Raw genomic sequence first — 15,340 nt, 5'->3', positions numbered from 1 at the left:
AAATTATGCCGATTCCTTATCTTTCTTCGCTTTCTCCACGCTTGCTTTTAATGCATCCATAAGATCGATTACTTTGCCTGTATTATCGTTCTCCGCAGCAACCACTTCCTTTCCGGAAATTTTTGCCTCAATTAGCTCACGTAACCTTTCCTGGTATTCATCTTTGTATTTTGAGGGATTAAACGGAGTATCCATTGAATTAATCAAAACTTTTGCCATATTAAGCTCCTGTTCCGATACTTCGAATTTTGTGTATGGTTTTTGTAGTTCTTTAATTTCATCAGCATAAAACATTGTGGAAATAAGTATACCTTCCTGACGTGGAATGATGGCCATAAGCGTGTCCTTCGTCCCCATTACGGTCCTTCCTATGGCTATCTTCTGTTCAGCCATAAGTGCGGAACGTAAAAGTTCAAAAGCTTTTTCACCCCCGGGTTCGGGGGCTGCCTGATAAGTTTTTTCATAATAAACCGGAGAAATTTGGTCTAATTGTGCGAAGTGCAATATCTGAATGGATTTTTCTTTTTCAGTCTTGATTTTTTCTATTTCTTCATCTGTGATAACGACGTACTTGTCCTTATCATACTCGTATCCTTTTACTATATCTTTAGACGTAATTTCCTTGCCGCAATGTCCACAGGTTTTCTTGTATTTTATTCGACTGTTATCTTCCTTGTGCAGCTGGTTAAAATGTATGTCATTGTCCTGAGTTGCTGTGTACATTGCAATTGGAATTGCCACCATGCCGAAAGTTATTACCGATTTACGTGATATCATATTGAAACACCTCCAAGGATATTGTTTCCAGATATGTTACAAGTATTCGGCAAATATTTAGATATATGACAAAATCATCAATCTATTAGGCTGTTGAAAAAGTTCATCATGGTCCTTCCATATTAATATCTATAAATCTATTACCTTTACCCCAAACCGATACAATTGGCATTACCTTTACAAATGCAGCTTGGTCCGTCTCTTTAATATACTTCTGTATCATTATTGACTGATTGGGAGAACAAACCGTTTCTATTTGAACCTTTTCATCATTTGTATAACCACCCTTTACCTTAAATACAGTTACCCCTCTTCCTAATTTATGCATTACAAATTTGCTGATATCTTCATATTGTGAGCTGATTATTTCAAGCTTGTACAATTTAGTACCAAAACCAAACATTGCATAGTCACAGACCTTTGTTACTATCATTTGGCTGATTACAGAATAAAGAGCTATATTTCTTCCGAATGTAAATGCAGAAATGATTATTACAACACCGTCCAACATTAACATAATATAGCTTACATTTATTGAAGGAAAAAACTTCTTGTTCAAAATTCTTGCTATAGTATCAGTGCCTCCGAAGGAAAACCCTTTTCTAAGTATCATTCCCACACCGATGCCATAAAAAATTGAAAAGTATATAGAAGCAAGAAGCAGGTCATTTTCTACAAACTTAAATTCAATATTTTGCATCACCAATAAGACAGTGGGATACAAAATTGAAAGAAATATTATCTTTACAATTTCTTTTTTGCCCATGAGCAGATAGGTAACAATTAAAATTATAAATGTAATAAAGTAATAAATATATGAATAGTTAATATTCATATATTTCTCCAAAATAATTGCTAAACCGGTTATACCGCTTGTTATTAGTCCGTTTGGCTTAAGTATGTAATTAACGGAAAATGCTGTAATTACGCATCCTGTAACCAAATAAACCATGTTACTAAATAACTTTTTTATATTTTCCATGCTTTCCTCATAAATATGATATTTTTAGTCTGTTCGATTTCTATTTTCAAATATTTATTTATTATACTCATATTGCCGTTTACTCAATAACTACTTCTTTATTGTTAATATCAAGAATTGAAGCTTTACACGTTCCGCCTAAATTATCCTGTACTATTTTTGCTAAATCCTCCAGCGCACTTTCAAACTCTTCTATTCTTTTTTCATCAACCGATTCAATACACAGAAATGCATTTTTCGTATTTTCCGTAAGCATAGTCCTTACGGATTCACGCCAATTCCAGCATCTGCATATTGCTCCCTGACTGTCTTTATATACTATTTCACCTTCATAGGGCGGCTCGCTTTTATCGGTTCCCAATGTAATAAAGCTTTCATCTCCGACTGCTTTTGTTAATCTTATATTACCGTCAAAGGTATCAATATCCTCACCGCCGCAGGGCAACGCATATTTTAAAGAAATAGAGTTGTAAATATCAACCAAAGGATTAATATTTCCTAAATGATTCCCGTTATAAACTCTCTTTAGTAATGATTCAATGGATGATCTTGCGCCCTTCTTTGTTTTGAATTTTTGAAATGCTTCTCTCCATACTTTTATAACTTCGTTGCTGCTGAACTCTTCATTCTTTAAATATTTTAAAGCATCTTTTTCCGAATTTAAAATCATATCCATATATTTGTCTTTATCTTTAACAGAGTTATCTATGCCGTGGCAAACAACTACACCGATCCTTGCATCAGGAAATATGTTCCAAAAATCATCTTCTGTTATAAATTTTTTCATTTGAATACCTCCATAATATTAAATATAACTTTTTTTCTATAATTTGTACACTTTAATTATATTATTTTAAAACCAAAATACAAAGTTATTTTATTAATTTCATCAAATAAATAAGCCCAATGTAATATCCATTGAGCTAAAAACTTGGGTTTCCCCATTTTTTCAATTTATTACTTTTTAATTATTGGAAGCCATACCTCGCATTTATAATCCGGAGCTTGTTGATTTCCTTCAAAATAAACCTCTATATCAGGTACATTTGCGTATTCATAACCGGATGTTGGCAGCCACTCTGTTATAATACGTTTTTGCAGCTCTTGTATAGCATATGGCATAGCACCGATACATTCAAAAACAGCCCAGGTGCATGCCGGCACCAGATATTCGTCCATTCCTTCAGGTGTTGCCTTATCTGTAGCTGCTGCAATGTAGTAAGCTAATTCCTTATCATTTGTATTAGCACTTACTCCTAATAGCCCATATGGTTCACAATTAATTAATTCAAGAATAGAAGGTATAACTCCGCTTTGGATCGTTTCCTGCCAAAAAACCGGAACCTTTGCAAAGCACTCTTCACTGCTCATGCTAAAATTTTCTTTAACACCAACAATCTTAAATGCTTCCTTTGTTATAATTTTGTAATTCATTTCACTATCTCCTTTAATTGTTATTTTGAAGCTGATACGAGGATATGCTTTTAAGGATACTCCCTGTCTTTTAGCAGCAGTCGGAGAAATTCCATGAACATTTTGAAAAGCTCTGTTGAAAGCAGTAGGTGAATCGTAACCATACTTGAGAGCAATATCAATAATTTTATCGTTTCCGGTCTGTAAATCAAAAGCTGCCATTGTTAACCTTCTCCTCCTGATGTATTCAGAAAGCGAAACATCTGCAATATAAGAAAACATCCTTATAAAGTGAAAGGTTGAACAGCATGCTATCTGCGCCAGTTTATCATAGCTAATCTCTTTATCAAGGTTTTCTTCAATATAATCAATTGCTTCATTCAATCTTGATATCCATTCCATCGTATCATCTCCCTACAATTTAAAGTATATAGCGTTTTATAAATATAATCCTCTCAATTCTTGCACCAAAATGAGAGTTTGGTCAAGCCATTTTCTGACTTCTTCCGGTTCAGCAAGACCGTTTACTGCAATACCGGGTACAATTATGGAATTTGGACACTCTTTAGAAATATCATTTTCAATTTGTCCAAACCCTCCGCCACCGTGAGTACAAAACGGAATAATAGTTTTGCCTGCCAAATCATGCTGCCTGATAAAACTCGTAACAGGCGGAGCCAATGTTTTAAACCAATTGGGTGTACCTATAAATATTGTCTGATAATCATCTACAGATTCATTTCCTGAGATCAACTTGGGGCAAAATCCCCGTTCAATCTGGTTTCTTACTTCCTTTACCGCTGTATTGTAATTAAAGGAATAGTTATTGTCAGGCACTAATTCCCTTATATCACCATCTATCTGTGCTGCAATTTCAAATGCTAAGTTCATTGTATTCTGAAAAAGCGAATAATAAACTACCAGTGCTTTTTTCATATGTTATATTTCCTTTCTTAAAAGCCTACATATATAATACTTCATGACTATATGTCTTAGTCAAGTATTAATGTTATGTTTTTAAGACCATATGGATTGTTTTTCAGAAGCTTAAGCTCATTTTATATTGTAAAAATTCTGGATTTTGTTATAATTGATATATTAATTCGGAGCATATAAGTTGGTAATCGTAATTCACATAATAAATTGAAAGCGGTGAATGAAATGAAGAAAATACTTATTATCAGTGAAGGTATAAATACAGGAGCAATAATATCAAATCAACTAAAAAACCTGTTTGATAAATATGTAAATACAGAAAGTGTAATTGTATCCGAGTTGAAGTCAAAGAAGCCCGAGGCGGACTTAGTGCTGTACACCAGCTCCCATTTCAAAAATCAGGCTTCAAGATATATAGATTCAAATATACCTTCACTAATTGCAAGAAGAATTGTAAATCATAAAAACATAAAAGAAATAATAAGCATCGATGAAAATAAAGATGTGCTGTTTGTTAATGATAGTTATGAGTCAACAAAAGAAGCGATTGAACAGCTCATTGAACTTGGGCTTGATCATGTAAGGTATAATCCGTATTATCCGGGATGTACCGTATGTCCCGATTTGCAGATAGCGATTGTTGCGGGAGAAAGTCAGTTAGTTCCTTATAAGCCTGAAAAACTGATTGATATAGGCTCAAGGATATTAGATGTTCAATCTGTTCATGAAATAGCATCTGTTTTAAAAATTGAAAAGCAAGTAAACGACAGCGCGATAAAAGAATATATAAGAGATATAATTGATATTTCAAAAGAAATTGATGAAAGCAGAAAAGCTTATTATGAATCCGAGCAAAAGCTGCAGCTTATTGTAAACAATCTGGATTACGGAGTTTCATTTATTAGCAGTGAGGGAAAAATAATTAGTGTAAACTCTAAATTTGAATATATATTTGGGTTTAAGAAAAAAGATTTGCTTAGAAAAAATATACTCGACTTAATAAATATAGACCTGTTCAGCATTAATGATAATATAAAATTTGTATGCAAAATTGAAAACAGAGAAATATCAATTGAAATAAGGCAAGTCAACTTTTTAAAAAAATACGGATATATAGTTTCAGCTAAAATAAATAGGGATATACCTGCAACTGACATAAAATACAATCAGAGAATTAATGCATATATTCAAAGGAATCTACATAATTTCAATGATTATATTACAATTAATGCAAATGTAACAGAAATGATCGGCAGGGCTCGAAAATTTTCAAAAAGTGACGGAACCGTACTGATAACAGGAGAGAACGGCACCGGTAAGGAAATATTGGCACAGGCAATACATATGAATTCGTACAGAAGTAGCAAATCGTTTGTCCCCATTAACATTGCAACCTTGACATCAAGTCTTGTTGAAGCAGAATTGTTCGGGTATGAAGAAGGTACATTTACCGGAGCCATAAAGGGTGGAAGAATGGGAATATTCGAGATAGCAAACGGCGGAACTATATTTATTGATGAAATAGGAGATATACCCATTGATATACAAACTAAGCTATTAAGGGTTCTTGAAGAAAAACGAATAAGAAAAATAGGCGCTGCAGATGAATTGACAGTAGATGTGAGGGTTATTGCTGCGACCAATAAAAACATAATTGAAATGATAAAAGAAAATAAGTTTAGACAGGATTTGTTTTACAGGTTAAATATACTGCCCTTAGAAACAATTCCCTTACGCAAAAGAAGAGATGACGTGGAGTATCTTCTGAAGCATTTTATAAATATTAAATTGACGGATAAACAAATACAGTCCCTTGATGAGTTTTTTGAAGAAGAAACCATAGATTTTTTATTAAACTACCAGTGGCCGGGCAATGTCAGAGAAATGTTGAATCTTATTGAATATTTGGTATTGATATATGAAGGAGAGAAAACAGGTATATCATTGCTTCACAGCTATATGCGTAATACCTTGAAAACTGATGATGTGTTTCTGGATTCTTATTCTATATGGGTACTTAACTTATTAGCCAAAAATGAAAGTATCCCTTTAGGAAGAACAAAAATTGCTGAAATTGCATCGGAAGAAAATGAAAAAATCGGCGAAGGAAAAATACGTAAAATATTAACAGAGTTGAAAAGCAAGCAGTTAATCTCTGATTATAAGAAGCAAGGTTCAAGAATTACCAAGAAGGGTAAAAGAGTAATTGAAAAATATTCAGACCATAGATGGTTATAATTAGCCATGGTATGGTTTTTTTTATCCATCAAAATACATGATGCTTACAAAACAATCAGATTAAAATAAAAATGTATCCATAAATCAATGGATATTATTGATATTTTTAAAAATATTACTTATAAATATAATTGGCATAATAATTGCTAAATAAATTATATCTAAATTTATAAGGAGATGAATAAATAATGAACAAAAAAGAAAGAGTAAAGAAAAAACCAACATTTACTCAAGCAATTATGCCAATAATTTTCATGATGGTCACATTAGTAATCGGAGTAGGTTATATGAAGCTTAAAGCTGAGCCGATACTTATCCTGATTGCATTTTTGGCAGGAGGTATAGCCATTAACTTAGGATATACCTGGGATGAAATGCAAAAGGGGATCATTGAAAAAATTTCAATGGCAATGCCTGCTATTTTGATCTTATGGAGTGTTGGTGCCCTTATTGGATCATGGATGTTTTCAGGCGTTATTCCGATGATTATTTATTACGGTGTAGAGATTATAAATCCTAAATTTTTACTGGTTACGGCATTTTTAATAACAGCAGTATTTTCCACTATAACAGGGACATCCTGGGGCTCGGTAGGAACCATAGGAGTTGCCATAATGGGAATAGCAGGAGGCTTAGGAGTTTCTCTTCCGGCAACAGCAGGAGCCATAGTCGCCGGCTCATATTTTGGCGATAAATTATCACCGTTGTCAGATACGACAAATTTAGCTCCGTTGGCAGCAGGTGCCGCATTGTACGATCATATAAAGCATATGCTTTATACAACGATTCCGGCTACCATAGTATCTTTAACAGTATATTTTATTGCCGGATTAGGATCAAGCGGTGCGGGAAATACAGCAGAGATGGTAAGCACGCTTCAAAATACTCTTAATTCTATGTTCAACTGGAACATTGTACTTCTAATACCTGTAATTTTGATATTAGTGGGTTCATTTGTTAAATGGCCTACAATACCGACCATGCTATGCAGCTCATTGATTGCTGTTTTGATAGGAATTTTTATGCAGGGATTTACTTTGAAAAACGGATTTTTGTCGCTTATTAACGGGTTTAATGTTACAATGACAGGATATGAAGGAGAAGTAATAAAAGATATCATGACATTATTAAACAGGGGCGGTGCAGTATCCATGGCGGGAACCACAATACTGGTGTTTTGTGCTATGGGCTTTGCCGGAATCATGAGCATAACAGGTATGTTAGATACAGTTCTTGAAGCAATTACACGAAGGGTGAAATCTACAGCGGGTATTATAATTTCAACAATAGCTTCATGCTTTACAGTCGCATTTGTTACAGGTAATTCCTATTTATCTATTTTACTTCCGGGACAGCTGTTTAATTCTGTTTATGAAAAATATAACCTTCAGGCAAAAAATTTATCAAGAACTCTGGAAGATTCGGGTACAGTATTGGTTCCCCTTGTTCCATGGTCCGCAGCAGGAGCGTATATGACTGCCACATTGGGTGTTGATACCCTTGCATATCTGCCTTGGGCAGTATTATGCTACATGGGAATTGTATTTGCCATAATTCTGGCATTTACAGGAATTGGTATTGCATATATAGATCCGTCAAAGAAAAAAACTAATTAAGGTGAAGCGCATTATGATATTAATAAAAAATATTGAGGTCTATACACCAGAATACATCGGTGTAAAAGATGTCTTGATTATAAATGATAAAATTGCACTAATAGAAGACAGCATACATAAGTTTAATGAAAAAGTAAATGTTATTGATGGTAAGGGGAAAAAGCTTATACCCGGATTTATAGATAATCATGTCCATATAACCGGCGGCGGCGGTGAGGGAAGTTTTAAAACTCGGGTTCCGGAAATTACATTGTCGAAGCTAATAGAATGCGGAACTACCACAGTAGTAGGTCTTCTTGGAACAGACTCGATAACACGAAATATTGAAAATTTGGTATCTAAAGCCAAGTCATTAAAAGAGGAAGGAATATCAGTTTATACATTAACTGGTTCATATGGATATCCTTCTGTTACAATTACAAACTCAGTAAGAAAAGACATTGCTTTTATCGATGAAATAATAGGTGTAAAAATAGCCTTATCAGACCATCGTTCATCAAGTATTTCATGTGATGAATTGGCAAGACTTGCTTCAGATGCAAGGGTTGCCGGGATGATGTCGGGGAAAGCCGGAATTGTTACTGCTCACATGGGTAATGGCGATACCGGAATCGGATTAATAAATGAAGTGCTGGAAAAAACAGAAATACCTGTCAAAACAATAAGGCCAACTCATGTAAACAGAAAAAGAAAACTGTTGCTTGAATCTTTCGATTATGCCAAAAGAGGCGGCATAATAGATTTAACATGTGGTATGTCAGAAGAAATGTCACCTTCAAACGTAATTATGGAAGCTGAAAAAATGGGGGTGCCGCTTGAAAATATAACTGTGAGCTCAGATGGATACGGAAGTTGGTCAAATTATGACGCAGCAGGGAACATGTTGGAAATAGGTGTTTCATCCGTAAGCAGTCTATACAATGAATTCAAAAACATGGTTAACAATCTGAATTTCAGTGTTGAAAATGCACTGCATTTCTTCACCGTCAATGTATCTAAAGCACTTGAAATATATCCTAAAAAAGGAGTTATTCAGGAGAATTCAGATGCAGATGTATTGATTGTAAATGAAGAAATGAATATAGTATCGGTAATTGCAAACGGAAAATTAATGTTAGATAACGGAAAACTTATGACTAAGGGAACATATGAATAAAGAATGCAGGACGCCTTTACCGCTTAATGATACATCAGCGGTAAAGGCATTTTTGTCTGTGCTCAATTTAGGCAATGTTTTTATTCAAGAAAATATTAATCCGTCATTCTATCTAATATTTTTCGTATTACATCCTTGTGCAGCACCTTATTATGTCCTGAAATGCAAATGTCGAAATCCATCTTCTCGTATTTCTCCATTGTACTTATATATACGTCTTTTTCACAACTGATGCTTGGAACAATCTCATCCATGTTGTCGCCAATATTGTCTCCAAGCACAAGCACTCCATCTTCTTCGTCCATGATACTTATTGAATCAATGGTGTGACCGGGAGTATGAAATATCCCGATTTTATCCTCAGGGAAGTATAGCTCATTCTGAAAAACTAAATTCGGAAGACACATCTCGACTATACCGCGGCTGTATCGGCTGTTTCTATGCATCATTCCATACCATTCCGACAAAATCATCTCTCTGCATAGTGTATGAGACACAATTATGCAATCTTCAAAGGAACAGTTTCCCCATATATGGTCCCAATGATAATGTGTGTTCACAACTATAGTCTTTCTGCTGCCATTCTTCATATACTTCATAACATTTTCAACGTTCTGGGGACCCAGTCCTGTGTCAATCACATAATTGTTTTTTCTTCCCTTTATCAAATAAAAGTTTAAATCCCACTCCAATTCATCATATGTAAATAAAATACCTCTGTTTTTTATTTTTTGAATTTTCATTATCTCTTCTCCTGTCTTTTTTACTTAACTAATTTACGGAAAATTATCTTTTGATCAATCAAATCAAACGTTATCAATAAATTGTTTTTCCATAATTGATCAGAATTCAATTCAATCATCGTAGGAAATGGCAATCCTACTCAAGGCACAAAATCATGGTACAAATCTTATGATACCAATGATTTTGCTGCTTCAGGAAAAAAGGATAATAACAGCATAGTTATTGCGAATGCCAAAATAGAAACTCCCAACCAGACGGATGCTATCGGAAATACAGACGAAATAAATAGGTAATCCTGCCTGATGCACCATAATAATCCTGCTATCAATGCGATAGATAATCCGCTTTGTATGATTCTTAAAAGCAGGAAATCCTCTGAAAATGGTGAAAACCTTCGTTGCTTGGTAATAAGTTCCTCTACAAATCTACATAACTTCAACAGCAAATAAGTCCAAATTATCCAGATTAATAACCATAATAAATATACCCCATATATAATCCGGCTCATTCCAACTTCAGAAAGTCCGCTCCATTCTGCCCAATCACTTAACAGGTAGGCAATAAACGGCCAGCTTCGCTGACTGTTTGTCAATATAACAATACTATCTCCCGTTTCAGGTACTGAGTGAAAATGAGTCATCCATCCGGCACCTTGACCTCCGTGAGAAACTGCATAATTCCCATCAGATAAGTTTTCAATATAGTATCCCAAGCCGTACGATTCAAAAACATTACTGTAAACACCTAATTTTTCAACCATTGGAGTATAAAGCATATTGATACTTTGCAGGCTAAGTTCTTGTTGTTTTTGTGGCAAATTGAACATCCCTGCTACTGTAAATGCAGCTATATCACCTATTGTGGAAAAAAGACCGCCTGATCCTTTTTCGGGGTATATATATACCGGTACAAATTTACCTTTCAAATCATAGCCAAAAGGAACAGCGGGGTTAAACTTTTCACTCCAAGTAAAACCGGAACTGTACATACCCAAGGGAATTAGAATCTCCTGTTTCATATATTCGTCAAAATCACGCCCTGTAACCTCTTCTATCAATAATTCTAGCAAATTAAACCCTGTATTTGAATATGCAAATGATAAACCGGGCTCTTGTTCCAATATCGCCTCTATTGATAAAACATCCTTTAATGAAGGTATTTCCTCCGCAGGTAAATATCGTTTAGTAAAATCACCTAATGGTAAACCGGAGCAATGGCTGAGAAGCTGCCTTACTGTTATATCTTCCTCGGAAAACACTGATTCAGGGAAGCTCCAGCTCTTCAAATATTGTTTGACGGGACTATCTAAATCTATTTTCCCCTGCTCCGCCAATTTCATTATTCCCCAGGCAGTAACCGGTTTTGATATGGATTCAACCCTTAAATAAGTATCCGTTGTCATTTTTCGCCCTGTTTCAAGATCAGCATATCCGTATGCTTCTGTCCAGATAACCTCTCCATCCTTTACAAGAGCAATATTGGCTCCCGGTATATTATAATCCTTCATTATATCAGGAATACGTTCATCAAGATAAGCTGTAAAAATTTCTAATGGTGCATCTTTTTCAGCTTTGGTAATTGGATGTAACCTTGAAACAGACACAACAAATATAAAGGATATTATCATAGCTATTAATATCCTACCCCATGATTTTAAATAAATTGATTTGTACATGCTTTTAGTGTTCATATAATTTTCTCCGAGATCCGCACTATTTCTCCTTTTTATATTTATTAACAAGCTTAATCTTTATTACGTATGGGTTCTATTATATCATCCAGTAATGCGGTATATACTTCTTCCAAGGGACATTCTTGACGCATGAACTTATAAATAATATATGGACTAAAATATATAGACAACAAATGGAGCGCTGCCTTTTTAATATCTATATCCGATTTGAATTCTTTCTTTTCAATTCCTTCTTTCAATAAATTTAAAAAGATTTCTCCTACAGTTGGTAAATCTATTTTTGAAGAATCCGAGATCAATGTTCCGTTGTTTGGGAACTGATATATATAATCTGCTTTTGTATATTCCACTTCTTTTATGATATTCATATCACGCCTTAATATATGACTGATAAAAAGAGGCATTTGATTATCATATTGATTGTCTTCTTTTACTGTAAAGTCAAAGACAAATTTAATCCTGTCATAACTGGAACATTTTTTATATTTTTCAGTATTCAGTTCAACAAACAGTTTTGCACAGAACCACCATCCATAATAGGTATAAATATGTTCCTTCGCAGGAAAATAATTAAAAAATGTTCCTCTTGATATTTCCGCCACGTCACATATCTCATCTACAGTGATGTTATCGTAATCTTTTTTCATATTTAACTCTAAAAAGGTTTGTAAAATTTTATATCTTGTTTTTGCAAAATTTAACTCTCTCAATGTTAATTTTATCTGCCTGCTCATTTTAACTCCTTGTAATTATGTATTACCGATATAAATTAACGGTAATAGTTTTAATGTCTGTTTTTTACTTTTGATTCGCTAACAATCTTTTAAATAAGCAGTAGCTTTTTCTGAAAATATAAGAATCTATTGCTTTTTCTTCCATTTCTTCCATTAATCTTAAGGGGTTTGCTATACAATAAGGTCGATATATTCTATGTTGTGTAATAGCATCAAATATATCTGCTATCCTGATAATTCTGCTATGCAATGGAATATCTTCTCCCATTATTTTATCAGGATAACCTGTCCCATCCCAGTTCTCATGATGGTGTCTGATTGCTCTTGCTTTTTCTATACTATTATCATTATTATCTACCACAGATAAATATAATTCCTGCGAATAAATGGCATGCCGTTGCATAATCTCCCATTCCGAAGGTAACAACCTGCCCTTTTTATACAAAATAGTTTCCGGGGTTTTACTTTTTCCAATATCATGATATAATGCCTCTTCATAAAGCATCTGTTTTTCTCCTTCATTCAGCTTCATTTCATCGGCCATTTTTATTGCAATATTGGCAACATTATTAGAATGTATAAATAATTCTAAAGAAAAATCATGCTTCATTAAATTAAGGTAGCTGACATTTTTAATATTCTGAAACATATATCACCACCTAAGAATAACTTTATAAAACATTGAGCTAAGTGTGCTGAGATTTTTATACTTTAGTATATTTTTTTACTTCAATCAAACATTATTATATTATTTGCATTATTTTCTGTCAACCATTATATAAAAATAAACTGCTGCTCAACTAAATGTTAGTTTTTGCAACAGTCCATTCAATAAGATTATTACCCGTCATTCAACGTTAATAAATCATTATATCAACTTAAAAATCTCACCCTCATACCTTAGGAAGAGTAATAATAAATGTGCATCCCTCGTTTAAATCCGTTTGTATATCCATATTTCCGCCATGCCGCTTAATAATTTTGTATGCTATTGAAAGTCCGAGACCTGTTCCGCCTGTTTGAGAATTACGGGAATCATCCACTCTTATAAAAGGATCAAAAATATTTTTTGCAATATCGGAAGGAATTCCGATGCCGTTATCCTTAAATAAAATTACTGCATTGTCCTGCTCTTCATATAAGCTAACAGTTAAATTTGTGCCTTCAGGGTTATATCTGATTAAATTATCGGTCAAATTATATAATACGCGGTTCATTTGAACGATATCTACCATAATATATATGGATTTTTCAGGTATATTGAAGTTATATTCAAAGTTTTCTTTCTCTAATATAGGTAACAAATCCGCACAAGTTTGTCTTAAACATTCACATATATCTATCTTAAGAAGCTTAATGGAATAATCAGCACTTTCTAATTTTGCAAATTCAAACAAACCATTTAATAAATGACTTGCTCTTTTACTGTTTTTTAAAATAATTTGAAGATAATCACATAGATTCTTGTCTGATTCCTCTGATTTTTGCAGGCAAAGCTCAGTATATCCAACAACACTTGCCAAAGGATTTTTTAAATCATGAGAAATATCCATTATCATTCTTTTTCTTTCAAGCTCCGTCTGTTCTCTCAATGCTGTTTCTGTCTCGATTTTTTGTGCCATATCATTAAAAGTATCCTGCAAATCCGCAAACTCATTTTTTAAGTTCAAATTGACTCTTGCTGAATAATCACCCTCCCTTAAACGTTTAGTACCATCCAGCAACATTTTTAATGGTTTAGTAATACTGACGGATGAAATTCTCGAAAAAATAACGGCGAATATTCCCAGCATAAGTAAATAAAGGATAAATATTGCAATGAATGCTCCGGATACATTTTTAATATCTTTTGATGCAGCTTCTTTATTGTAAACAAAGGATATATCCAGTCGTATAGAGGTAGGGAAAGTTATTACCAGCCAAAACTTACCCTGTGGGTTATACAATATATCATAGCTGTACTGATGTCCCTTTTCTTTGCTTCTAACAAGAAAGTCAGTGAATTCACCCACGGTAAGCTTTTTAGTTCCAAGTGTATCTAAGCCCTCTGAAAATACTACTTCATGTTTGTCATTGATTACCTGAACGCCCCCTCCGTTTTGAACAACGGGCTCTGTGTCAATATCTGTATAATCATCTTTCATTAACAAGCTTGCGGGATATATATTTTTTACAAGCGTTTTTGAAATGACGTCATTGGCAAAGCCGGAGAGTAAATATACAAATACAGCAGTTAAAATTGACAGAAGAAAAACTATAAGATAGTTTCTGAAAAATTGATTGGAAATCTTACTTTTCATTGCGAACACCTGTTTTATGAAGCTTATATCCTATGCCACGTATAGTCTTTATATATTTAGGATCTTGAGGATCGATTTCAATTTTGTTGCGCAGATGACTGATATGAACCATAATTGTATTATCATCATAGTAATAATCATCATCCCATACCGCATTGTAGAGCTGCTTTTTTGTAAATACTTTTTCCGGATTTTCCATAAGATGTAACAAAAGCTTGTATTCCTTAGCATTAAGCTCTATCTGTTCATTTTTTACATAAGCGCAGCAGCTGTCCTTGTCAATAGTCAAATCACCATACTGAAGCAAATTATTATCCTCTTCTTTTAAGGCTAAATAGTCATGATTTCTTCTAAGCTGTGCCTTAACTCTTGCCAGCAGCTCATTCATTGAGAATGGCTTGGAAACATAATCATCGGCACCCATTTCAAGGCCAAGCACCTTATCCATATCGTCTGCTCTGGCTGTAAGAAAAATAACCGGAATGGTGCTTTCTTCTCTTATTTTTCTTAATAAATTAAACCCGTCAAGCCGCGGCATCATAACATCCAAGACAGCTAAATCAAAATCTTGCTCTTTTAATATTTTTAATGCTTCAATTCCATCAACTGCGGTATTGACAAAGTATCCTTCATTCTCCAAGGCTATCTTTATGAGATTTCTGATATCAGCTTCATCTTCAGCAACAAGAACCTTCATTTTACACCTCACTTCCTAACAATATTATTTATACAATGTTAACATCAATATAAC

General features: G+C 33.9%; 14 protein-coding genes. 3 read left to right on the top strand and 11 right to left on the bottom strand.

The annotated features are described in order from the left end of the window. Positions 1-3: 3 nt before the first annotated feature. The 5 genes from RT412_RS09280 to RT412_RS09260 all read right to left on the bottom strand — a co-directional run bounded on the left by RT412_RS09280 (position 4) and on the right by RT412_RS09260 (position 4,108). A complete protein-coding gene (locus RT412_RS09280; protein WP_313340283.1) occupies positions 4-777 on the bottom strand; it encodes a Ku protein in 774 nt (257 codons plus the stop codon). 106 nt (positions 778-883) lie between these two features. Further along, positions 884-1,759: a YitT family protein gene (locus tag RT412_RS09275; protein WP_313340281.1), complete on the bottom strand. Its 876-nt coding sequence runs from the start codon at positions 1,757-1,759 to the stop codon at positions 884-886. A gap of 79 nt (positions 1,760-1,838) precedes the next feature. Continuing rightward, positions 1,839-2,546: a B3/4 domain-containing protein gene (locus RT412_RS09270; RefSeq protein ID WP_313340279.1), complete on the bottom strand. Its 708-nt coding sequence runs from the start codon at positions 2,544-2,546 to the stop codon at positions 1,839-1,841. Positions 2,547-2,716: 170 nt separating this feature from the next. Next, complete coding sequence (locus RT412_RS09265; RefSeq protein ID WP_313340277.1) at positions 2,717-3,574, bottom strand: AraC family transcriptional regulator; 858 nt, start codon at positions 3,572-3,574, stop codon at positions 2,717-2,719. Positions 3,575-3,610: 36 nt separating this feature from the next. Further along, positions 3,611-4,108, bottom strand: coding sequence for a flavodoxin (locus tag RT412_RS09260; RefSeq protein ID WP_313340276.1), 498 nt, complete (start codon positions 4,106-4,108; stop codon positions 3,611-3,613). A gap of 225 nt (positions 4,109-4,333) precedes the next feature. Here RT412_RS09260 and RT412_RS09255 point away from each other — a divergent pair, with 225 nt between their 5' ends. From RT412_RS09255 to iadA, 3 genes are all read left to right on the top strand, one after another. Next, the gene (locus RT412_RS09255) at positions 4,334-6,346 is read left to right on the top strand and encodes a sigma 54-interacting transcriptional regulator (protein ID WP_313340275.1); all 2,013 of its coding nucleotides are present in this window, start codon (positions 4,334-4,336) and stop codon (positions 6,344-6,346) included. Positions 6,347-6,534: 188 nt separating this feature from the next. After that, entirely contained in the window at positions 6,535-7,962 is a 1,428-nt protein-coding gene (gene nhaC, locus RT412_RS09250; RefSeq protein ID WP_313340273.1) for a Na+/H+ antiporter NhaC, read from the top strand. Positions 7,963-7,975: 13 nt separating this feature from the next. After that, the gene (gene iadA, locus RT412_RS09245; protein ID WP_313340271.1) at positions 7,976-9,118 is read left to right on the top strand and encodes a beta-aspartyl-peptidase; all 1,143 of its coding nucleotides are present in this window, start codon (positions 7,976-7,978) and stop codon (positions 9,116-9,118) included. Between the two features lie 95 nt (positions 9,119-9,213). Here the strand turns inward: iadA and RT412_RS09240 are convergent, their stop codons facing one another. The 6 genes from RT412_RS09240 to RT412_RS09215 all read right to left on the bottom strand — a co-directional run bounded on the left by RT412_RS09240 (position 9,214) and on the right by RT412_RS09215 (position 15,286). After that, complete coding sequence (locus tag RT412_RS09240) at positions 9,214-9,861, bottom strand: MBL fold metallo-hydrolase (RefSeq protein ID WP_313340269.1); 648 nt, start codon at positions 9,859-9,861, stop codon at positions 9,214-9,216. A gap of 167 nt (positions 9,862-10,028) precedes the next feature. Next, a complete protein-coding gene (locus tag RT412_RS09235; protein WP_313340268.1) occupies positions 10,029-11,552 on the bottom strand; it encodes a serine hydrolase domain-containing protein in 1,524 nt (507 codons plus the stop codon). Positions 11,553-11,605: 53 nt separating this feature from the next. Next, positions 11,606-12,289: a TetR/AcrR family transcriptional regulator gene (locus tag RT412_RS09230; protein ID WP_313340266.1), complete on the bottom strand. Its 684-nt coding sequence runs from the start codon at positions 12,287-12,289 to the stop codon at positions 11,606-11,608. A gap of 64 nt (positions 12,290-12,353) precedes the next feature. Then, positions 12,354-12,938: an HD domain-containing phosphohydrolase gene (locus tag RT412_RS09225; RefSeq protein WP_313370369.1), complete on the bottom strand. Its 585-nt coding sequence runs from the start codon at positions 12,936-12,938 to the stop codon at positions 12,354-12,356. 244 nt (positions 12,939-13,182) lie between these two features. Next, positions 13,183-14,589 (bottom strand): HAMP domain-containing sensor histidine kinase, encoded by a 1,407-nt coding sequence (locus RT412_RS09220; RefSeq protein WP_313340261.1) that lies wholly within the window; start codon positions 14,587-14,589, stop codon positions 13,183-13,185. Then, complete coding sequence (locus tag RT412_RS09215; protein ID WP_313340260.1) at positions 14,579-15,286, bottom strand: response regulator transcription factor; 708 nt, start codon at positions 15,284-15,286, stop codon at positions 14,579-14,581. Before RT412_RS09215 ends, RT412_RS09220 begins: the two co-directional genes overlap by 11 nt. Between the last annotated feature and the right edge of the window lie 54 nt (positions 15,287-15,340).

The sequence above is a fragment of the Sedimentibacter sp. genome (assembly GCF_032080165.1).
Taxonomy (GTDB): Bacteria; Bacillota; Clostridia; order Tissierellales; family Sedimentibacteraceae; genus Sedimentibacter.
The sequence above is the reverse complement of the archived record's forward strand: the minus strand, read 5'-3'. Positions and strand labels throughout refer to the sequence as shown.